Raw genomic sequence first — 20790 nt, 5'->3', positions numbered from 1 at the left:
GCATGAATGGAGGCTTAGGGTGCCATGCCGACCAACCGCAGGATCAATATCAGGGGAAAACGGCTCATCACCATGGCTCTTGTGCTGGCGCTGACGGCGGGCGTCGCCGGTTGCGGAACCGACAAGCTCTCCACCGGCTCTATCGCACGCACCAGCGGCAAACCGCTTGAAAGCATGTCGGCCGGCGAACTGCACAATGCCACCGGCGCACTTGGCCAATCCTACGCGAAGAACCCCAACGACAAGCGGATAGCGACGAACTATGCGGCGGCGTTGCAGATGGATGGCGACGCCGACCAGTCGCTGGCCGTGATGCGCAAACTCGCCATCGCTTTGCCCAAGGATCGTGACGTGCTTGCCTCCTACGGCAAGGCGCTGGCCGCCAATGGCCAGTTCGAGGCGGCGCTCGACGCCGTGCGCCGCGCTCAGACACCGGAATATCCCGACTGGAGGCTGGTGTCGGCGGAAGCGGCCATTCTCGACCAGACCGGCCAGAAGGACGATGCGCGCCAGCTTTACCGCAAGGCGCTCGACCTCAAGCCGAACGAGCCTTCCGTGCTCTCCAATCTTGGCATGTCGTATGTGCTGGAAGGTGATCTGCGCACCGCCGAAACCTATATGCGCTCGGCCGCGCAACAGCCGAATGCGGACAGCCGGGTCCGCCAGAACCTGGCGCTGGTCGTCGGCCTGCAAGGCCGGTTCGACGAGGCCGAGAAGATCGCCTCACAGGAACTGTCGCCCGAACAGGCGCAGGCAAATGTCGCCTATCTCAGGCAGATGCTGGCCCAACAGAACGCCTGGAGCCAGCTCAAGGACCAGGACAAGCCGAAATCCGCAACCAACTGAGACCACAATTCCGATGCCCCAACGAAGAGGCCGCGTTGCATGCAGCGCGGCCTCTTCGTTTGAAGTGTACTGCAGGAATTTGCCTTGCCGCTACTGGGCGTTTGTTGCCGGCGCCGCATGATCGCCGAAGATACCGCGTTGGCTGACCTGAATGCCGGCGGGACCCAGGATGATGGCGAAAAGCACCGGCAGGAAAAACAGGATCATCGGCACGGTAAGTTTTGGCGGCAGGGCGGCCGCCTTCTTCTCGGCCGCATTCATGCGCATGTCGCGGCTTTCGGCGGCAAGCACGCGCAGTGCATGCGCCACCGGCGTGCCGTAACGCTCGGCCTGGACGAGCGCCTGCGACACCGACTTGACCGAATCCAGGCCGGTGCGGCTTGCCAGGTTCTCGTAGGCCTGCTTGCGCTCCGGCAGATAGGAAAGCTCGGCATTGGTGAGGATGAACTCTTCCGCCAGCGCCACCGATTGCGCGCCGATCTCGTCGGCGACCTTGCGCAATGCTGCTTCCACCGACATGCCCGATTCGACGCAGATCAGCATCAGATCGAGCCCATCCGGCCATGCCATCTGGATCGACTGCTTGCGCTTGGTGGCGCGGTTGTTGACGTAGATGACCGGCGCGTAGAAGCCGCCGTAAGCAACGAGGATGCAGACGAACAGCCTGATGACCAATGGCTTGTCGGGCAGTCCTCCGAGCACGAAGATGTAGATTGCGGCCAGCGCGAAACCGACAAAAGGAAGCACGAGACGAAAGAAAAGAAACCGCGTCAGCGGATTCTGTCCACGAAAACCGGCCACCTTGAGTTTCTGCAAGGTGCCTTCATCGGCGAGCGCGCGTCTCAGATCCAGCCGGTCGACGATGTTGCGCATGCCGATCGACTGTTCCTCACGCAAGCCCTTGCGACGGCGGTCGGCCTCGACCGCAAGCCGGGCGCGCTGTTGCGCACGCAGTTCGTCGCGCTCCAGCGCAACGGATTTCATGCGTGACTTGAGCTGGTTTCCGCCAAACGCCGGCAGCAAGGTGAAGACGGTCGCAAACACCGCTATCGCGACCAGCATCGCGATCAGGAAGCTCGGATCCGTCAGGGTCTTGATGACTTGCTCGGTCATGCCAGCATCCTAGACTTCGAAGTTCATCATCTTGCGCATCACCAGGATGCCGATCGACATCCAGACCGCAGAGCAACCAAGGATCAGGTTTCCGACGCTGGTGTTGAAGAGCGGCATCAGGTAGGCCGGGCTCGACAGGTAGACGAGAAAGGCGACGATGAAGGGCAGCGCACCGATGATCGCGGCGGATGCCTTCGCTTCCATCGACAGCGCCGCGACCTTGGCTTTCATCTTCTTGCGATCGCGAAGCACGCGCGAAAGATTGCCCAGCGCCTCGGAGAGATTCCCGCCGGCTTGCGATTGAATCTGGATAACGATGCCGAAGAAGCTTGCCTCGGTGCAAGGCATGGTTTCGGGCATGCGCAAGGTCGCGTCGGGGATAGAGAGGCCCATCTGCTGTGAATCGACGATGCGGCGAAACTCGGTCTTCACGGGTTCGGGCGATTCGTTGGCGATCAGGCGCACGGCATCGTTCAGCGGCAGGCCGGATTTGACCGCGCGCACGATGATGTCGAGCGCGTTTGGAAATTCGTTGAGGAATGCCTTGACCCGGCGGGCGCGGCGAAACGTGACGAACCAGCGCGGCAGGCCCAGCCCCCCGGCCAGCAGCACGCCCGGCAAGGCGATCAGCGGGGCTCCGGCCACGAAAGCGGCCATCGTCAAAACGATGCCGCATATTGCGGAATATATATAGAAACGCTCGATGGTGGTCTTGAGGCCGGCCTGACGAAGCTGGGCTTTCAGCGGCGGCTTCTTGACGCGGCTGTCCTTGGTTTTCTGCTTGGCGTCGAGTTCGTTGAGAGAATCCTGAACCGATTTGCGCCGCTTGGCGGCTTCCGCCACGCGGTCGCGCGAGGCCTTGACGACGGAGCGATCCGTCTCGGCGGTCCTGATTGTTTCGAGCCGCTTGCCGACCTGTTTCTCGTTGCTGATCCGGGTGAACAGAAATGCATAAGCGACGGCGCCGGCGCTGAAGCCGGCGAGCACGACAAACGCCAGTACTGTGCCGTCAATTCCAAACATTGGCCCGAACCCTTACACCCCAGCAGACGTCAGTCAGCGCGTTTCTCCATCGCCTCGAGCGCAATGGCGAGACGCTGCTCCTCGCCGTAATAGCGTGCACGCTCCCAGAAATGCGGACGGCCGATGCCGGTCGATACGTGCTCACCCAACAGCCGGCCGTTGGCGTCCTCACCCTTGATGTTGTAGAGGACGATATCCTGCGTGATGATAACGTCGCCTTCCATCCCGATCACCTCGGTGATGTGGGTGATGCGGCGCGATCCGTCGCGCAGGCGCGCTGCCTGGATGATCACGTCGATGGAGCCGACGACGATTTCGCGCACTGTCTTCTGCGGCAGCGAATAACCACCCATGGCAATCATGGATTCAATGCGGTTCAGGCATTCGCGCGGGCTGTTCGAGTGGATCGTTCCCATCGAGCCGTCATGGCCGGTGTTCATCGCCTGCAGAAGATCGAACACTTCGGGTCCGCGCACTTCGCCGACGATGATGCGCTCGGGCCGCATGCGCAGGCAGTTCTTGACCAGGTCGCGCATCGTCACCTCACCCTCACCCTCCAGATTGGGCGGGCGGGTTTCGAGGCGCACCACATGCGGCTGCTGCAATTGCAGCTCGGCCGAGTCTTCGCAGGTGATGACGCGCTCCTCGCGGTCGATATAGTTGGTCAGGCAATTGAGCAGCGTGGTCTTGCCCGAACCGGTACCGCCCGAGATCACGATGTTGCAGCGAACACGGCTGATGATCTTGAGAACTTCGGCGCCCTGCGGCGAGATGGCGCCGAACTTGACCAGTTGGTCGAGCGTCAGCTTGTCCTTCTTGAATTTGCGGATGGTGAGCGTGGCGCCGTCGATGGAGAGCGGCGGCGCGATGACGTTGACGCGCGAGCCATCGGGGAGGCGCGCGTCGCAGATCGGGCTGGATTCGTCGACGCGGCGGCCAACCTGGCTGACGATGCGCTGGCAGATGTTGAGGAGCTGCTGGTTGTCCCGAAAGCGGATGCCGGTCTGTTCGACCTTGCCGTTGACCTCGATGTAGACGTTCCTGGAGCCGTTGACCATGATGTCGGCGATGTCGTCGCGGGCGAGCAGCGGCTCGAGCGGCCCATAGCCGAGCACGTCGTTGCAGATGTCCTCGAGCAGCTCTTCCTGCTCGGCGATCGTCATTGCGAAGTTCTTGATCGCGATGATGTCGTTGACGATATCGCGGATTTCCTCGCGCGCACTTTCAGGATCAAGCTTGGAAAGCTGCGACAGATCTATGGTGTCGATGAGTGCGGAGAAGACCTGGCTCTTGGTATCGTAATAGGTTTCGCTTTTTTCGCGCTGTGCCCGCTTCGGCTCAGGCGCCAATGGCGGTGCCTCGACCGCACGGCGCGCCGGCGGCGCGACAGGCGCGCTTGGCGCCGCGGGCCGTGTCAGAACCGCCGTGTCCACGGAACCTGCAGCCGGTGGCGCAACAGGCGCCGGTGCTGGCTGGCGAAATTCCGGCGTGAACCGGTTGCCGTCGTCGCTGCCTCTTTTACCAAACATGATCGACTACCGATTCCACTGCTGAAGCGTCACTTCTTGTTGCGCGAGAGCTTGCCGAGCAGGCTGCCGAGCCCGGCCTTCTTCCTGATCTTGATTTCGCTGCGCCCGGTCAGCACATGCGCCATTTCGTTGATCATTGCGACGATCGGGTTCTTGGCATCCATTTCGCCAAGCATGCGTCCGTTGTTGGCGGCATTGCCGAACAGCAAGGGATCAAAAGCAATGACCGACATTGGCGACAGACCGAGCGGCTCGGCGAAATCGGCCGGCGAAATCTCCGGGCGTTTCGGGACGCCGGCCTGGTTGATGATCAGCTTGGGCGGCGGATCATTGGGACGAAGCCGCTTGAGCATATCGATGAGGTTCTTGGTGTTGCGCAGATTGGCAAGTTCCGGTGTCGCGGTGATGACGATCTCGTCGGCCTTGACCAAGGTGTTCTTGGTCCAGCCCGTCCAGGCATGGGGGACGTCGAGCACCAGAAGCGGCACGCTGCGCTGGGCGGTGTCGATGAGCTGAACGAAGGCCTCTGGATCGAAATCATAGACCCGTTCGAGCGTCGAAGGCGCCGCCAGCAGCGACAGATGCTCGGCGCACTGGGTCAGCAGCCGGTCGAGATAGACTTCATCGATGCGTTCCGGTGAAAACACCGCCTCGGCGATGCCTTGCGCCGGATCCTGGTCGAAATTGATGTTGGCGGTGCCGAAAGCCAGATCGAGATCGGCGACGACCACTTCGGATTTGAACAGGGAGGACATCGCCCAAGCCACATTGTGGGCGATCGTCGAGGAGCCGACACCGCCCTTGGCGCCGACGAAGGCGATCGAGCGGCCGAGCGGCTCGGCTTCCGGATCGATGAAAATCGACGACACCACGCTGACGATGTCGGCCATCGAGACCGGAGCGATCACATATTCGGAAATGCCGTTGCGGATGAGTTCCCGGTAGAGGCCGACATCATTGTAGTGGCCGATCACCACCACCTTCGACGTCGGATCGCAATATTCCGAAAGCTGGGCGAGTTGTTCCAGCAATTGCTTGGGCTCGCTGCGCGATTCCAGCAGGATCAGATTGGGCGTCGGCGCCGATTGGTAGAATTCGATGGCAGTGGGAACACCGCCCATGTGGACCTTGAGATGCGCCTTCGTCATGCGACGGTCCTCGCCGGCGCGCTCGACCGGGTTGGCAACACCCTCGGTCTCGCAGAATGCCTGGATCGAGATGCGCGGGATCGGCCGCAACGCCTGCATCGCGGCGATGTCCTGCTGCGAGGTATCGCTGCCGTCCACCGGGGCGTCGTAGGCAAGGTTGCTCATCGTCATGCTCTCTCCCGTGGCCTGTTCTATCCGAGATTTGCGGCTCAGTACGTCACTTCCGAATTGCCGAGGAACTCTTCCGAAATGCCTCTCTTTTGGTAAACATCGATGGCTTGGCTACGATTTGCCGGATCAATATTGGCAGATTTACGCGGGCCGAGCAGGTCGGCGGGATTGGCCATCTGGGCGGCAAGATTGTTCTGATAGGAGCAGCCGAAGTCGGCATAGTGCTTGTTCTCCGATGTCTCCATAAGATCTTCGGGCCAGCGGCCGCACTTATCGGTCTGGGCTTTCACCGAGATATAAGCAACGCGAATCGGGGCAGAGGCTTCGGCGGAGGCGGACTGATAGGAGGTCACGACAATCCGATTGCGCTTGATGCCGCTGGCAACCGCCAGCCGGGCGAAATCGCGGGCCGCCGTGGTCGCGGCGACCTCGTTGGCCGATCCGCTCGGGACCTGGATCGTCAGCGTCGGGGCGGCACTTCTGTCATAGCCATCCAGGAAGCCAAGAAGCGTATCGCGCTGGGAGCCGGTCATGCCGCGGTCACCGGCGCCGACAGGCAGGTCGATCTTCTGATTCTTCTCGGCGATGACGATCGGATGGTTGGTGCGGTAATCGTCCGGAATGGCGCCGACCGTGATGCTGTCGCGCTGGGCGCAGCCGGCGAGCAGCGCCGCCACCGCAACCGCCAGGACAGGAACGGCTCGCCGGCAGACCCGTGAACGGCCGAGACGGGTCGTTGCGGCGATGGTGCTTGCCTTCAATGCTGACTGAGACATGTCCGCTTCCCCGCTTACTTGTAGATGAAGCCGACAACGCCGTGGTAGCGGCCATTGGGCTTGTCGGTCTGCATGGTGCCGTAGACGCGATTGACGCGGCCAAGGAACATGCCGGCGCCATCGCTGGCGGCGTTGAAATTGTCGTCCGGCTTGGCAAGGTCGTTGCGCGCCACCGGCTTAACCAGATAGGGCGTGATGATGATGACGAGCTCGGTCTCGTTTCGCACGAAATCCCTGCTGCGGAAGAGCGCGCCAAGCACCGGGATCTTTGTCAATCCAGGCAATCCGTTGACGGCTTGCCTGACATCGTCGCGAACCAGGCCGGCGATCATCATGGAGCCACCGGATGGCAATTCCACCGTTGTGTCGGCAAGGCGCTTGCGCAGCGACAGGGCATTCATGCCGGGACTCGTCACGCCTGAGGAGAACGATACGGATCCCTCGGTTGTCGGCTCGGAAACCGACGTCCTGACTTTCAAACTTATGCGGCCGGGAGACAACACAACCGGCTGGAATTCCAGGCCGATGCCGTACTCGATCTTTTCGACGCTGTAGGTCTTCAGGCCGGTCTGGTTGTCTTGCGATACATTTGCCGAGACACCCGTGACCATATTGTATTCACCGCCGACCTTGAAGGTTGCCTTCTCGCCCGACACAGCCGTCAAGGTCGGCTCGGCCAAGGTCTTCATCACCCCGGACTGCTCCATAGCGTTCACATAAGCCTGCAGTCCTGAAGCGCCGATTTGAAAGCCGGAATTCGACAGCTGTTTGCCGAGACCCGTGAAGTTGTCGCTGATTGCGCCGTAACTAATGCCGTTGCTGCCGCCGCTGCCAACCATGTTGACGCCGAGCTGCTTCATCACCGAGCGGCTGACTTCGGCGACCGTGACCTTCAGCGTGACCTGGTCGTCGCCAATGATCTGGATCAGGTTGACGATCTGGCTGGTGCGGCGCTCCTGGTCCGGATTGTTGATGTCGACACCGCTCTGGGCCGAGCCGCCAGCCGCGGTCTGCGAATATTGTCCCGTCGTCGCTTCACCACCCGACACGAACATGTTCGCCAACTGTTCGGCGCGCTTGGCATCCAGGGGGGTATCCACGGTTCCTGTGAGAACGACGTTGTCGTTCAGCAGTTCCACCTTGACAGCCGACGTCGGCAGGAAGCGCCTGATATAATCTTCAAGGCCGGCAACGTCGCGTTCGACGGCCAGGTCCAGGCTGACGATCTGCTCGCCATTGGGGCCGAAGACAAAGATGTTCGTCTCGCCGACCGCCTTGCCGAACAGATAGATGCGCCTTGCGGTGCGGGTCACCGCATCGGCAACCGCCGGATTGGCGACGAGAATGTCATAGGCATCGCTCGGCAGGTCGATGACCACCGACTTGTTGAGGCCGAGCTTGACGCGCTGGGTGGCCGTCGATGCCGTGACCTGCGCGTTCTTTGCCTCGACGACGCTGCCTTGCACATTCGTTCCGACGAGCAGCAGGCCGAATGCCGCGGCTACGATTGCCGGCAGTTTGCCACCTAGCTTCATTTCCTTGCTCCCACTTCGGAAACTTCGCCCGACTTGATCAGCCTCACCGTTCCCCTGCGGCCATTGCCGGAAACGAGATAGTCGGCCTCACCCACATTCTTTTCCTGCGTGTCCGCGACCGCCCGCAGCGCCAGGGTCAGGCGATCCGCCATCTGCTGGGCGACGGTGATAATCTCCGCCTGCTTGGGCGTCAGTTCCAGCGTGGCGGTCTGGCCCACCCTGGTCTTCTTGCCTTCCTCGTCCTCCTGAATGGTCTGGTCGATGGCCAGGACGCGGATGTTCTTGAGGATGGTCTCGGTGTTGAAGCCGGCGGCACCGCTGGCGGCATCGGCCCTGCGGGTCATGATGACGTCGACGAAATCGTTGGGAAGAATGAAGCCGCCGGCCGACGTGTCGGCCGAGATGGCCGTGGCGACCGCCCGCATGCCGGAAGGCAGGATCGACGACATGAAGCTCTGCCCCTCCCCGATCAGCTTGGAACGCCGCAGCGGCTCTCCGGCATACATCGCCACACGGGCAATGGAACCCTTCAGCTTGTCCAGCGCCTCGGGCTCGGCGGTGCGGGTGATGAAATTCGCGTTGACGCCGTCGGCGGGCCAGGATTGCCAGGCGATGTTGTTTTGGATCGGGCTGCCCATCGGAACGTCGCCTGAAAGCACAAGCACATCCTGGAGTGCCACTGCCGGGGCCTGGGGAGCGGAATCAACGACGACCTGGGGCGGCGGTGCCACCATGTTCTTCGCGACATAGCCAGCGCCACCCGCCGCGGCCACCGCCACGCTCAGAATTATCAATCGCGATGCTGGCATCTGTCCGAACCCTTGCCCTGGCAAACCACGTAGCCAAGCCGGACTTTGCAGCGGCAATCGTCAAAACAAGGTTAATGTAATGCTTACGATCGTGATTAATTTAACGTTTACATAAATTAGCCGGACTATAGCCGGACCGGCCAAAACAGCCGGGCCGACCCCGTTGAGAACGGGGTCTCGGCAATGCTGACAGACAATAAAATAATATCGTGGTCAGGCCGCCAGCCTGGCCAGCGCCCATATCATCAAAGGCGAGTCCGGATAGGTCAGCAACCCGCCAAGGCCGAGCGCGACGCCATAGGGAACGCCTTTTGCCTCGTCGGCGAAATGGCGCAGAAACGGATTTTGGCCGGTAACGGCCGCAAGCATCGACTTCCGGTAGAGGATGATCGCGAGCGTCAGCAGGCCGCCGATGATTGTCGAGGCGACAAGATACTCCACGAGATTGACATTGAGGCCCATCCACATCGCGGTTGCGGCCAGAAGCTTGGCGTCGCCGCCGCCCATGCCGCCTATTGCAAACAGGCCGAACGTCACGGCCAGGACCAGGGCGCCGGCGGCGAAATGTCCGCCATAGGCCGCCCAGTCCATGCCTGTAAGGGGCGCGACCAGCGCGAAAACGACGACGAGCAGCACCGGCACGCGGTTGGCGATCGTCATCGACAGCATGTCGGAGATCGCGGCAAACAGCATGCAGAACGGAAAGACGACGAAGATCAGGGCTTCAAGCATCGGCGCCACGCCTATTGTCCGATTTTATTGGGCTCAATCTAAGATATGTTCGATTAACGATTGATGAGGCCAGGAACGAAAAGACGACCTATATTGGCAGCGGCATAAAAAAGGCCGCCACGCGGCGGCCCTTTTCCAGAAAATGCGATGCAAGTGCTCGGCGATAAGCCGATCAGCTGCCGGTCGGCGCGTTGTTCAGGGTGCTGCCAATGTTGGTGAACTTGGCATTCAGCGCATTGCCGAGCGTGCCGGCGCCAGTGATGATGGCGAGCGCGATGAGAGCGGCGATCAGACCATATTCGATAGCGGTCGCGCCGGATTCGTCCTTCACAAAACGTGCGATGAGATTAGACATTCGAGAGCTCCTACTCCACGTGTTACAGCACTTCCGTCAACTTCTGTGATGGTTGATCGGATGCTGCCAATCTAGGGAGAAGCTCTTTCGATCGGCTTAAGAAACAGCCTTACCGATTCCTTTCCCGGTTCGAACATATTGCGTGGTTAACTTCGGGCTAAAGTACCGCCGCGCCTTCCAGTCCCAGGTTTGGCAGGCTTGCGCCCCGACTGGACCGCGCCTCGCGGGGCGCCCTTATCGGCCATTGCAGGATTGGCAACATCGCAGGCTTAACCGTTGGTTCACCAATCTCGTTCATGTTCCGTTGATCAGTCCGCCTGCGTGGAGCGCCTCAATGGCCCAGCCGAGATCGTCAATCCTGATTGCCGCGCTTCTTGCCGTCTCGAGCTTCGTCGCGCCCGCCATGGCCGGCGCCGGCATCGAGGTCACGATGAACCAGGCCAAGATCGTCAAACTGTCGCGTCCCGCAGACACCATCGTGGTCGGCAACCCGGCAATCGCCGACGCTTCCGTGCAGGACGCTTCGACGATCGTGCTCACCGGCAAAGGTTTCGGCGTCACCAATCTGGTCGTGCTCGATACCGACGGCAGTCCCATCGTCGATGAGCAGGTTACCGTCGTGCGGCAGGCTGCTTCGTCGGTGCGCATCTATCGGCGTGCCGAAATCCAGACGATGTCCTGCACGCCGTATTGCGAAAGCTCCTACAAGAGCGAAGCGGAGAAGTCTTCCGAGGCGGAGATGAGCGTCAGCCGATAGGTGGCGTGACCGGCTGCCGGTGCGGTTATTGGCCGGTTAAGAGGCCTGCGCCGACTTTAACGATCATCCAAACCGGACCTCAATCGGTTTGCGTTAATGGTCCTTCCGAGACCGCATAGAGATCGGCAGGATCGGACATGAGCAAGGGATACGGCCGCGCAGGCGACCACAAAGTGAGATGCCCAAGGTTTTTCGCCCGTTTTCTTCGTGACCGGCGCGGCGCCACGGCAATCGAATTCGCGATCCTTTCAGTCCCCTTCGCGCTGCTTGTCTTCGCCATTCTGGAAAGCTGCATCTCGTTTGCCGCGCAGGAAGTGATGGCCAACATCACCGACGATGTCGCGCGCAAGCTTCGCACCGGCCAGTTGAGGGCGGTTGACGTCGCCGGAACCAACTTGCGGGACATGATCTGCACAAAACTGCAGATCATCGTTTCCCAGGATTGTCCCAATCAACTGCTGGTGGATCTTCGCCAATATACATCGTTCGCGGATGCGGCCACGGCCGGCTTCAAGATCCAGAACGGCGATGTCGTATTGACGAAAGGCACCGCAACCCAGTCGTTTTCAGTGACAGCGGGTGCGGCGGAGTCGAGGAACATGCTGCGGGTCTTTTACAAATGGCCGATCATGACCGACCTGCTGGCCAAATCAATGGGCGGCAACAAGACGCTGCACTTCGCATCGGTGACCTGGCAGAACGAACCGTTCGACAACTGAGCGGAATGCACGAGCAGTATAAGAAAAGGGCAATGGGCATGATGCGTGCGGGGGCACATCTTATGATTACGGGAGTTTGGCGGAAAACAAGTCTGTTCTGGTCCGATCGTCGTGGCATCGCGGCGGTCGAATTCGCGTTGATCATGCCAATTCTGCTGATCATGTATTTCCTCACAATGGAAGCGTCGCAAGCCATCGAGACCAGCAAGAAGGTCAGCCGTATCGGCAGCATGGTGGCCGATCTCGTCACCCAGCAGACAAGCGTCCTCAAGGCAGATGTCGACGCCATCATGCAGATCGGCAGCGTCACCCTTCAGCCCTACAACCGCTCAAATCCGACCATCACCGTCACGGCAATCCAGGTCTCGGCCGATGCGACGAGGGCACTGGTGGTGTGGTCACGCAAATTGGTAGCCGGCGTCGCCAGCCCTGGCGCCGCCGCCACCACCGAGACAACGATCCCGGCGTCGCTCAGAGTCGCCAACACTTTTCTCATCCGCGTTGAAAGTAACCTCGGCTATACGCCGGTCATCGCGTGGAGCGCGAGCAGTCAACAGAAGCTTGGGCTGACCTCGGCTTTCAGCAACATAACCATGGGCGAAACCTATTTTCTGCGCCCCCGCAGAAGCGTGACGATCCCTTGCAGCGACTGTTGAACAGAGGCAGCCAGGCGTGCGCAGGCCGCTCCAGCTACTGCTGCGGCCCACGGTCCGAAACGAAGCGCACGATAGCAGCGGCCATCTCGTAGTCTTTTGGCGCCACGGTGGCGAAGCCGCCGGAATGTTTCGATTCCAGGAGATCGTAGATATCGGGCGTCGTCGACTTGAGGTTGGTGAGGAACACGGCAAGCCGGCGCTTGGCTTCGGGGTCGAGATCGCTGCGGACCGCATGGGGGCCGTATCTCAACAGGCCCGACGTCCATACGATCCGAAGCGCCGTCACCGAGAGCCCTGCCGCCTCCAACCTCGCCTGCGTGCCCGACGGTTCTCGCGGGCCGTCGGCAGCGGCCGTCACCCAGCCGAACAGGCCATCGGCTTTGCCGTCGACCAGCATCGTCTCGGCCGCCGCGGCCGAATCGGCATGGACCAGAAACGGTGCATCTTCCGCGATCTTGCGGCCTTCCGCCGCCAACGCCGCCAATGGCAAGAGAGAACCGCCGACGCTGTCAGGAGGCGCCATGGCGATACGATGGCTGTCCATCGCCGCAAGGTCGGGCAGCTTGCCGTCCCGCGTCAGCAGAACCGAGCGGATGCCGATCGCGCCGTCTGAATCGACCGGAGCCACAAGCGGTTCGATACATAAGCAGCGCTGCGAGGCCGTCGCATATGCGGTGGCCGAATAGATCGCATATTCGATGCGGGCATTGGCCTGCGCCTCGATCAGCGCGGCATAGTTGCGGGCAACGACAAACTCGACCTTCATGCCCAAGGCCTTGGTGTAGGCGTCGGTCAACAGTGCCAGCCCCGGAACGGAGTTGCCGGCGCCTGGCTCGGCAACGATGCCGATGCGAAACGTGCCGATATCGTCGCGCCAGTCGGCATGCGCCGGATTTGACCAGAGCGCGACCTGCGCCAGCATGAGAGCGGCATAAGTCTTCAGCGCAACCCTCATGACAGGAACCACGGTCTGTTGTCCTCGATTCATGCCCATGCCCGGAGCATTTGTGCATATCGCAGCCCAAAACCGCTGCGCACCGTTGGGCGACATGCATCTCTGTTTGTGCATGTCGTTATCCCAAAACCGCTGCGCACTTTTGGGCGACATGCATCTCTGTTTGTGCATGTCGTTATCCCAAAACCGCTGCGCACTTTTGGGCGACATGCACCAGACTATCACGCCAAGCCGTTGCCGTTTGGTTTCCGAATTGCCAATGAAGTCGCGGAACCCTATGTCTGGTCGGTCAAACTGGCAACAACTCGATGGCACGCGCTTTCCTCTTCGTTCTGGACTCCTTCGGCATCGGTGGAGCGGCCGACGCCGACCGCTACGGCGACGCCGGCGCCAACACATTCGCGCACATCGCAGAAGCCTGTGCAGAGGGCCGCGCGGATCGCGAAGGGCTTCGCAGTGGACCGCTGTTTGTCCCCCAGATGGCCTCGCTCGGGCTTGGCAAGGCTGCCGAAACCGCAACGGGGCTGGGCTTTGCCAGCAGCGGGACGGATCTGCTCCCAACTGCCTTTCACGGCGCCGCACAGGAGGTTTCGAGCGGCAAGGACACGCCGTCGGGCCATTGGGAGATCGCCGGCCTGCCGGTGCGCCTCGACTGGGGCTATTTCCCGGATACGGTTCCCGCCTTTCCGGCCGAACTGACCGAGGCGATGATCCGCGAAGGCAAGGTGCCGGGCATTCTCGGCAATTGCCATGCGCCGGGCACCGAAATCATCGAGCGCTTTGGCGAGGAACACATCCGGACCGGCAAGCCGATCTGCTACACGTCGGTCGACTCGGTCCTGCAAATCGCCGCGCATGAAGTCCATTTCGGCCTCGATCGGCTTTATGAATTCTGCCAGGTGGTGCGCAGGCTGGTTGACCCGCTCAGGATCGGACGGGTGATCGCGCGGCCGTTCGTCGGCGAAACCACCGCCACTTTCGAGCGGACATACAACCGTCATGACTACGCCGTGCCCCCGCCGGAACCGACCCTGCTCGACCGGCTGACGGCGCGTGGCAGCCGTGTCATCGCCGTCGGCAAGATCGGCGACATCTTCGCCCATCGCGGAATTTCGCAAGTGCGCAAGGCGGCAGGCAACATGGCTATGTTCGACGAAGCGCTGGGTGCGATGGATGATGCCGGCGACGGTGACCTCGTCTTCGCCAATTTCGTCGACTTCGACACCGAATTCGGTCACCGCCGCGATGTCGCGGGCTATGCTGCAGCGCTCGAGGCCTTCGACCTGCGGCTGCCGGAGGCATTTGCGAGGCTGCGGCAGGGCGATCTTCTCATCCTGACGGCCGACCACGGCAACGACCCTACCTGGGCCGGGACCGATCACACGCGCGAGCGCGTTCCGGTGATCGGCACTGGACCGGGTCTCAAGGGCGGCGACATCGGACTGAGAACGACATTCGCCGACATCGGCGAAACCGTGGCCGAGCATCTCGGGCTGGCGCCCGGACGCTACGGCACTTCTTTCTATGCGGCGATCGGCGGTCATGCCTGAGTTACCGGAGGTCGAAACCGTCCGGCGCGGACTTCAGCTGGTTCTGGAAGGCGCCACCATCGCCCGCGTCGAGGCGCGCCGACCGGATCTGCGCTTTCCATTTCCCGAGAAATTCGCGCAGCGACTGGCCGGCAAGACGATCACGGCACTCGGCCGCCGGGCCAAGTATCTGACGATGGACCTGGAAGGCGGCCCCGCGCTGATCTGCCATCTCGGCATGTCGGGCTCATTCCGCATCGAGACGGCCGATGGCAGCGACATGCCCGGCATCTTCCGGCACGACCGCTCGAAGAGCTCCAATCACGACCACGTCGTCTTCCATGTCGTGTCTCCGGCCGGTACCCGATCGCGCGTGATCTTCAATGATCCGCGCCGCTTCGGCTTCATGTTGTTTGCGGAAGGACTGCCGGACGTTCATCCGATGCTGGCTGGACTTGGCGTCGAGCCTACGGGCAACACATTGGACGGTGCGCTGCTTTCCTCATTGATGAAGGGGCGGAGATCACCGCTGAAGGCAGCGCTTCTCGACCAGAGGCTGATCGCCGGGCTCGGCAATATCTATGTGTCGGAGGCGTTGTGGCGTGCGGGCCTGTCGCCGCTGCGCGAGGCGGGCACGATCGCCAGGCCCGGAAAGAAAGCCCAGGCCCAAAGCGAACACCTCGCGCAAGCCATTCGTTCGGTGATATCGGATGCGATCGCAGCCGGCGGTTCCTCACTGCGGGACTATATGCAGACCGATGGGTCGCTGGGCTATTTCCAACACGCCTTCGCCGTCTACGACCGCGAAGGCGAGGCCTGCTCCAAGCCCAGTTGCGGCGGCCACATCGAGCGTGTCGTGCAGAGCGGCCGATCGACCTTTTATTGCCGGACATGTCAGCGATGAGTCAGAGCAATTCCAGCAAAAGCGGGGGCGGTTTTCCGTCCGAAATTGGTCAAGACAAGGAGATGGAGCGGTTCTGCGTTTCCGTGAAACGATGAACCGCTCTAGACGAGCGTAAGCAAGGAGAAGCAGCCATGAGCTATGAGACGATCATCACCGAGACGCACGGCAAGGTCGGGCTGATCACGCTGAACAGGCCGCAGGCGCTCAACGCGCTGAACTCCCAGATCCTGACCGAGGTGGTGGCAGCCGTGAACGGGTTCAGCGCCGATCCCGGTATCGGCGCCATGGTCATCACCGGTTCCGAAAAAGCTTTCGCGGCGGGCGCCGATATCAAGGAGATGCAGTCCATCTCCTATGCGGACGCCTACGCCCAAGACTTCTTCGTCGGCTGGGAGGAACTGACGCGGGCGCGAAAGCCTATTATCGCGGCGGTGGCGGGCTATGCACTCGGCGGCGGTTGCGAGCTGGCGATGATGTGCGATTTCATCATCGCCGCCGACACGGCCAAGTTCGGCCAGCCCGAGATCACGCTCGGCGTCATTCCAGGCATGGGCGGGTCACAAAGGCTGACCCGCTTTGTCGGCAAGTCGAAGGCGATGGACATGTGCCTGACCGGGCGGATGATGGATGCCGCCGAGGCCGAGCGTTCTGGCCTGGTGTCGCGGGTCGTGCCTGCCGGTGAACTTGTCGAGGAGGCGCTGAAGGCCGCGGCCAAGATCGCCGCTTTCTCGCTGCCATCGGTGATGATGGCAAAGGAAGCTGTCAACCGCGCCTTCGAGACGACGCTTGCCGAGGGATTGCGGTTCGAGCGCCGGCTGTTTCACTCGCTGTTTGCACTGGACGATCAGAAGGAAGGCATGGCGGCCTTTGCCGAGAAGCGGAAGCCGAATTTCACCAACCGCTGACGCCAATCCCTTGGCTTCGAAGAAGATGGTTGTTGGCCGCCAAAAAGAAGGCCAGGCAGCGTTGACGCGCCGGAAAAGCTGAACTATAAGCCGCACCAACCGAGGCGGCCCTGTGGCAGCCCGTTTGTTTTTTGCGCCCTGCGGCATCCCGCATGCGCCGACCAGATCAGAAGAGAGGCATCATGGCCAATACATCCTCGGCCAAAAAGGCAACGCGCAAGATCGTCCGCCGCGCAGCGATCAACAAGAACCGTCGCTCGCGCGTCCGCACCTATATCCGCCAGGTCGAAGAGGCGCTTGCCTCCGGTGACAAGGCTGCCGCACAGGCTGCCTTCAAGATCGCGGAGCCGGAATTGATGCGCGCCGCAACCAAGGGCGTGATTCACAAGAACACGGCGTCCCGCAAGGTGTCGCGACTGGCTCAGCGGGTCAAGGTACTGTCGGCCTGACATTACTTGCCTAGACTGACGTTCTTCGAACCCGGCCGTTTGTGCCGGGTTTTTTCGTTTGCCGGCAAGCACTTAAAAAGAATGTCCGGAAACGGCGTCTTATGCGGATTTCACAATAGGGAATAGTTTGCCGGCATATGCATGCCTGCTGTTGATCGGCACGCTTGAAAATCGCCGGCCTAATGATTCTTGGCTGTCAAAAATAGCTTATATTTTTCAAACGCTTACAGATGGTGATCCACAGCTTGTCCACACCGGACTGGCCCGATCGGGGAGAAGTCGCTGTCAAGCGAATTATTTCAGAATATTTCTGTCAGCGCCCGGTTTTTCATATTCGCCGGAAAAGGGTTTGAATCACAATGGCTTTGTTAAAATGTGCCGTCGCGGCATGCCACTCGAACCCGCCTCCACTAACCAGATTCCTTAAAAATCCGTTAGACGTGGCCTTGCCCTATCCACAGCGATTTCGGTAGTGTCGATCTATCGAAAGGGACGGGCTCTGGCTCTTAACCCAAGCCTGAATCGGCCAGCTTAAATTGGCGGGATTTGCAACGCGGATCAAGTCCGCGGACGGCTTTGGTTTGTCTTTTTCGATACGGTAGGGGACTGGCGTAACTAGACATGGCAGGTAGACGGCGCGCCGGCGCTCTTTTCGCCGGACGGTGTTGTATTGCCCTGACATACCCAACGCGGACTGGCTTCCATGGGCCGGCACCGGTTCCCACGGATAATGGGCGACGTTCACCTGCCGGCGGCGGCAGCGGACATCGTAGCAAAGACTTAGGTCGCCGGAACCGGATGCAGGAGGCGCATCCCCGGCGGAAAACAGGTACGGAAGGACAAGGAAAAGATCATGCAGAGCGGCATCGAAAGGGAACTTACGGGCGACCTCCCATTTCCTGGAACTTTGATCGGAGCAAACGACATGGCGGTGTCCAGCGACGCGGAACAGAAATTCGACCGGGTCAAGACCCAGTTGAAGGCGCGCCTGGGAACCGAAGTCTATTCGAGCTGGTTTGGCCGCATGAAAGTCGCCGAGGCTTCCAAGGGCATTGTCCGCATCTCGGTGCCTACCGCCTTCCTGCGCTCATGGATCAACGGCCACTATCTCGACCTCATCTCCGAGCTGTGGAAGCAGGAGGATCCCGATCTTCTCAAGATAGACATCGTCGTGCGCACGGCAACCCGTCAGGGACGCGCCCAGGCCGAGCCAGAGGTAACGCCGGCACGCAGCAAGGTGACACGGCAGACGCAGACGGCGCTTGCCGCAGGCACAGTCAGCCCCAGCCGGGTGGAGCGCGCATCGACTCCGCGTCCGGGCACACCCATCGAGAGCGAATTCCGCCACAACGTTCTGGGGTCACCGCTCGATCCACGCTACACGTTCGGCTCTTTCATCGAGGGGCCGTCGAACCGGGTGGCCTTCGCCGCCGCCAAGGCAGTGGCGGAATCGCAATCGAGCGCGGTGCGTTTCAATCCGCTCTTCCTTCACGCAACCGTCGGGCTCGGCAAGACCCATTTGCTGCAGGCCATCGCCGCGGAATCGCTGAAGCAGAACCCCAAGTCGCGCGTCGTCTATCTCACGGCCGAGTATTTCATGTGGCGCTTTGCCACCGCGATCCGCGACAACAACGCTCTGACGCTCAAGGAGCAGCTGCGCGACATCGACCTGCTCATCATCGACGACATGCAGTTCCTGCAGGGCAAGTCGATCCAGCATGAATTCTGCCACCTGATCAACATGCTGCTCGACAGCGCCAAGCAGGTCGTCGTCGCTGCCGACCGGCCACCATCGGAACTGGAATCGCTCGAACCGCGGGTCCGTTCGCGCCTCAATGGCGGTGTCGCGCTTGAAATGTCGGCGCCCGATTTCGCCATGCGCCTCGGCATGCTCAAATTGCGCCTTGCCACGGCCAGGAGCGACGACGCATCCCTCGACATTTCGGAGGAGATCCTCAATCACGTCGCCCGCACCGTGACCGGCAGCGGACGCGAGCTGGAAGGCGCCTTCAATCAGCTTTTGTTCCGTCAATCCTTCGAGCCGCAGATCACCATCGACCGGATCGACGAAATCCTCGGCCACATCTATCGCACAGGCGAGCCGAAGCGTGTCCGTATCGAGGACATCCAGCGCATCGTGGCGCGTCACTACAATGTGTCGAAGACCGAATTGCTGTCCAACCGGCGCACGCGCACCATCGTCAAGCCGCGGCAGGTCGCCATGTACCTGTCGAAGGTGATGACGCCGCGCTCGCTACCCGAGATCGGACGGCGTTTCGGCGGCCGCGATCACACCACGGTGCTGCATGCCGTGCGCAAGATCGAGGACCTTTCCGGCAACGACAACACGCTGGCGCAGGAACTTGAGCTTCTGAGGCGGCTGATCAACGATCAGGCCTGACCCTCCGGGAGGGCCGAACCGAAACAACGCCGGGATTCAATGGCTTGCCAGTGCGGCGCCGGGCCTGCATCGGGCTCGTGGCATCGCCTGGAAGCGATCTGGATTTCGGTTTTTCGACACTGGCTCGCGGACTTCGGGCGCGTTATCCCCAGAAAGCCCGCGTAGCCGGCCTGAACCGGCGGCGCGGGCTTGCGTTTGCTGGTTTTTTCCTGTCAGTTTACGCAGATTCTGAGCCTATTCAGACCTTTCGCGGGACGCCGCTCACTGGTGACCCGTCATTCATTCAAGCGAGCCTGTTTCGTCATGCGTGTTATCCTGGAACGGTCAAATCTCCTGAAGTCGCTCAACCACGTCCATCGTGTGGTCGAGCGGCGAAACACCATACCGATCCTGTCCAACGTGCTGCTCGGCGCCGAAGGCGCCAGCCTTGAAATGAAGGCAACCGATCTCGACCTCGAGGTGACCGAAGCGACGCCCGCCAAGGTGGAGCGCGGCGGGGCGACGACGGTCCCGGCACATCTGCTCTACGACATCGTGCGCAAGCTCGCCGATGGCGCCGAGGTGATGCTGAAGACGGACGAGGACGGCAACGCCATGACGGTGACGTCCGGCCGCTCGAGCTTCCGCCTTCAGTGCCTGCCGCAATCCGACTTCCCGGAGCTTTCGGCCGGATCCTTCTCGCATATCTTCCGTCTCGACTCGGTTGCCCTGAAAGGCCTGATCGAGAAGACCCAGTTCGCCATCTCCACCGAGGAGACACGCTATTACCTGAACGGCATCTACCTGCACACGCATGAGGTTGGCGGCAAGCTGAAGCTGCGCTCGGTGGCGACCGACGGCCACCGCCTGGCGCGCGCCGAGATCGACGCGCCGGCGGGTTCCGAGGGCATGCCGGGCATCATCATTCCGCGCAAGACGGTGAGCGAGCTGCAGAAGCTTGTCGACGATCCGGATGTTGCGGTGACCACCGAACTGTCGGACACCAAGATCCGCTTCACCATCGGCAGCGTGGTTTTGACCTCGAAGCTGATCGACGGCACCTTCCCCGATTATCAGCGGGTCATTCCGACAGGCAACGACAAGAAGCTGATCATCGACCGCCAGAGCTTTGCCGCCGCCGTCGATCGTGTTTCGACCATCTCTTCCGAACGCGGTCGCGCGGTGAAGCTGTCGATCAGCGAGGGTCAGGTGACGCTTGCGGTCAACAATCCGGATTCAGGCAGCGCCACCGAAGAACTGTCCGCTGACTATTCATCCGATCCGATCGAGATCGGCTTCAACGCCAAGTACCTGCTCGACGTTGCCGCGCAGCTGACCGGCACGGAGGCCAAGTTCATGCTGGCGGATGCCGGTTCGCCGACGCTGATCCACGACATGGCCGACGAGACCGCACTCTATGTGCTGATGCCGATGCGCGTGTAGCGGCGCGGTGTCAGCACTTCGGTCCTGTTGTGGACCGGCGGCAAGCGCGATATTTA

Annotated in this window: 20 protein-coding genes; 10 read left to right on the top strand and 10 right to left on the bottom strand. The window is 61.2% G+C overall.

Annotated elements, in window-relative coordinates:
• Window positions 1-24 precede the first annotated feature (24 nt).
• Entirely contained in the window at window positions 25-846 is an 822-nt protein-coding gene (locus EOC83_RS04570; RefSeq protein ID WP_013533677.1) for a tetratricopeptide repeat protein, read from the top strand.
• Between the two features lie 90 nt (window positions 847-936).
• Here EOC83_RS04570 and EOC83_RS04565 read toward each other — a convergent pair whose 3' ends face one another.
• The 9 genes from EOC83_RS04565 to EOC83_RS04525 all read right to left on the bottom strand — a co-directional run bounded on the left by EOC83_RS04565 (window position 937) and on the right by EOC83_RS04525 (window position 10037).
• Window positions 937-1959, bottom strand: coding sequence for a type II secretion system F family protein (locus EOC83_RS04565; RefSeq protein ID WP_013533678.1), 1023 nt, complete (start codon window positions 1957-1959; stop codon window positions 937-939).
• A 9-nt stretch (window positions 1960-1968) separates the two neighbouring features.
• Window positions 1969-2982: a type II secretion system F family protein gene (locus tag EOC83_RS04560; protein WP_013533679.1), complete on the bottom strand. Its 1014-nt coding sequence runs from the start codon at window positions 2980-2982 to the stop codon at window positions 1969-1971.
• A 29-nt stretch (window positions 2983-3011) separates the two neighbouring features.
• The gene (locus EOC83_RS04555; RefSeq protein ID WP_013533680.1) at window positions 3012-4511 is read right to left on the bottom strand and encodes a CpaF family protein; all 1500 of its coding nucleotides are present in this window, start codon (window positions 4509-4511) and stop codon (window positions 3012-3014) included.
• 29 nt (window positions 4512-4540) lie between these two features.
• On the bottom strand, window positions 4541-5830 hold the full coding sequence (locus tag EOC83_RS04550; protein WP_013533681.1) for a CpaE family protein: 1290 nt from the start codon (window positions 5828-5830) through the stop codon (window positions 4541-4543).
• Between the two features lie 38 nt (window positions 5831-5868).
• Window positions 5869-6606 (bottom strand): pilus assembly protein CpaD, encoded by a 738-nt coding sequence (locus tag EOC83_RS04545; RefSeq protein ID WP_013533682.1) that lies wholly within the window; start codon window positions 6604-6606, stop codon window positions 5869-5871.
• A 14-nt stretch (window positions 6607-6620) separates the two neighbouring features.
• Window positions 6621-8141 (bottom strand): type II and III secretion system protein family protein, encoded by a 1521-nt coding sequence (locus EOC83_RS04540; RefSeq protein ID WP_013533683.1) that lies wholly within the window; start codon window positions 8139-8141, stop codon window positions 6621-6623.
• Window positions 8138-8950: a Flp pilus assembly protein CpaB gene (gene cpaB, locus EOC83_RS04535; RefSeq protein WP_013533684.1), complete on the bottom strand. Its 813-nt coding sequence runs from the start codon at window positions 8948-8950 to the stop codon at window positions 8138-8140. The genes EOC83_RS04540 and cpaB overlap by 4 nt, the downstream gene beginning before the upstream one ends.
• A gap of 213 nt (window positions 8951-9163) precedes the next feature.
• On the bottom strand, window positions 9164-9682 hold the full coding sequence (locus EOC83_RS04530; protein WP_013533685.1) for a prepilin peptidase: 519 nt from the start codon (window positions 9680-9682) through the stop codon (window positions 9164-9166).
• A 172-nt stretch (window positions 9683-9854) separates the two neighbouring features.
• Complete coding sequence (locus EOC83_RS04525; RefSeq protein ID WP_013533686.1) at window positions 9855-10037, bottom strand: Flp family type IVb pilin; 183 nt, start codon at window positions 10035-10037, stop codon at window positions 9855-9857.
• 334 nt (window positions 10038-10371) lie between these two features.
• On the opposite strand from EOC83_RS04525, the gene EOC83_RS04520 reads away from it, so the two are divergent.
• The 3 genes from EOC83_RS04520 (at window position 10372) to EOC83_RS04510 (ending at window position 12169) form a co-directional block, all read left to right on the top strand.
• Complete coding sequence (locus EOC83_RS04520) at window positions 10372-10794, top strand: pilus assembly protein N-terminal domain-containing protein (protein WP_013533687.1); 423 nt, start codon at window positions 10372-10374, stop codon at window positions 10792-10794.
• A gap of 137 nt (window positions 10795-10931) precedes the next feature.
• The gene (locus EOC83_RS04515; RefSeq protein WP_063169998.1) at window positions 10932-11513 is read left to right on the top strand and encodes a TadE/TadG family type IV pilus assembly protein; all 582 of its coding nucleotides are present in this window, start codon (window positions 10932-10934) and stop codon (window positions 11511-11513) included.
• A gap of 32 nt (window positions 11514-11545) precedes the next feature.
• Window positions 11546-12169: a TadE/TadG family type IV pilus assembly protein gene (locus tag EOC83_RS04510; RefSeq protein WP_318014161.1), complete on the top strand. Its 624-nt coding sequence runs from the start codon at window positions 11546-11548 to the stop codon at window positions 12167-12169.
• A 34-nt stretch (window positions 12170-12203) separates the two neighbouring features.
• On the opposite strand, the gene EOC83_RS04505 is transcribed toward EOC83_RS04510, so the two are convergent.
• Window positions 12204-13124 (bottom strand): PhnD/SsuA/transferrin family substrate-binding protein, encoded by a 921-nt coding sequence (locus tag EOC83_RS04505; RefSeq protein ID WP_063169997.1) that lies wholly within the window; start codon window positions 13122-13124, stop codon window positions 12204-12206.
• A 308-nt stretch (window positions 13125-13432) separates the two neighbouring features.
• Here EOC83_RS04505 and EOC83_RS04500 point away from each other — a divergent pair, with 308 nt between their 5' ends.
• The 6 genes from EOC83_RS04500 to dnaN all read left to right on the top strand — a co-directional run bounded on the left by EOC83_RS04500 (window position 13433) and on the right by dnaN (window position 20734).
• The gene (locus tag EOC83_RS04500; protein WP_013533691.1) at window positions 13433-14674 is read left to right on the top strand and encodes a phosphopentomutase; all 1242 of its coding nucleotides are present in this window, start codon (window positions 13433-13435) and stop codon (window positions 14672-14674) included.
• Window positions 14667-15557, top strand: coding sequence for a bifunctional DNA-formamidopyrimidine glycosylase/DNA-(apurinic or apyrimidinic site) lyase (gene mutM, locus EOC83_RS04495; protein ID WP_013533692.1), 891 nt, complete (start codon window positions 14667-14669; stop codon window positions 15555-15557). Before EOC83_RS04500 ends, mutM begins: the two co-directional genes overlap by 8 nt.
• A gap of 131 nt (window positions 15558-15688) precedes the next feature.
• The gene (locus tag EOC83_RS04490; RefSeq protein ID WP_013533693.1) at window positions 15689-16462 is read left to right on the top strand and encodes an enoyl-CoA hydratase; all 774 of its coding nucleotides are present in this window, start codon (window positions 15689-15691) and stop codon (window positions 16460-16462) included.
• Between the two features lie 182 nt (window positions 16463-16644).
• On the top strand, window positions 16645-16911 hold the full coding sequence (gene rpsT, locus EOC83_RS04485; protein ID WP_013533694.1) for a 30S ribosomal protein S20: 267 nt from the start codon (window positions 16645-16647) through the stop codon (window positions 16909-16911).
• Between the two features lie 925 nt (window positions 16912-17836).
• Complete coding sequence (gene dnaA / locus EOC83_RS04480) at window positions 17837-19312, top strand: chromosomal replication initiator protein DnaA (protein WP_127387494.1); 1476 nt, start codon at window positions 17837-17839, stop codon at window positions 19310-19312.
• 303 nt (window positions 19313-19615) lie between these two features.
• Entirely contained in the window at window positions 19616-20734 is a 1119-nt protein-coding gene (gene dnaN / locus EOC83_RS04475; RefSeq protein ID WP_013527877.1) for a DNA polymerase III subunit beta, read from the top strand.
• Window positions 20735-20790 lie beyond the last annotated feature (56 nt).

It is taken from the genome of Mesorhizobium sp. Primo-A, assembly GCF_003997175.1.
Taxonomy (GTDB): domain Bacteria; phylum Pseudomonadota; class Alphaproteobacteria; order Rhizobiales; family Rhizobiaceae; genus Mesorhizobium; species Mesorhizobium ciceri.
This window is presented reverse-complemented; position numbering and strand designations above follow the sequence as displayed.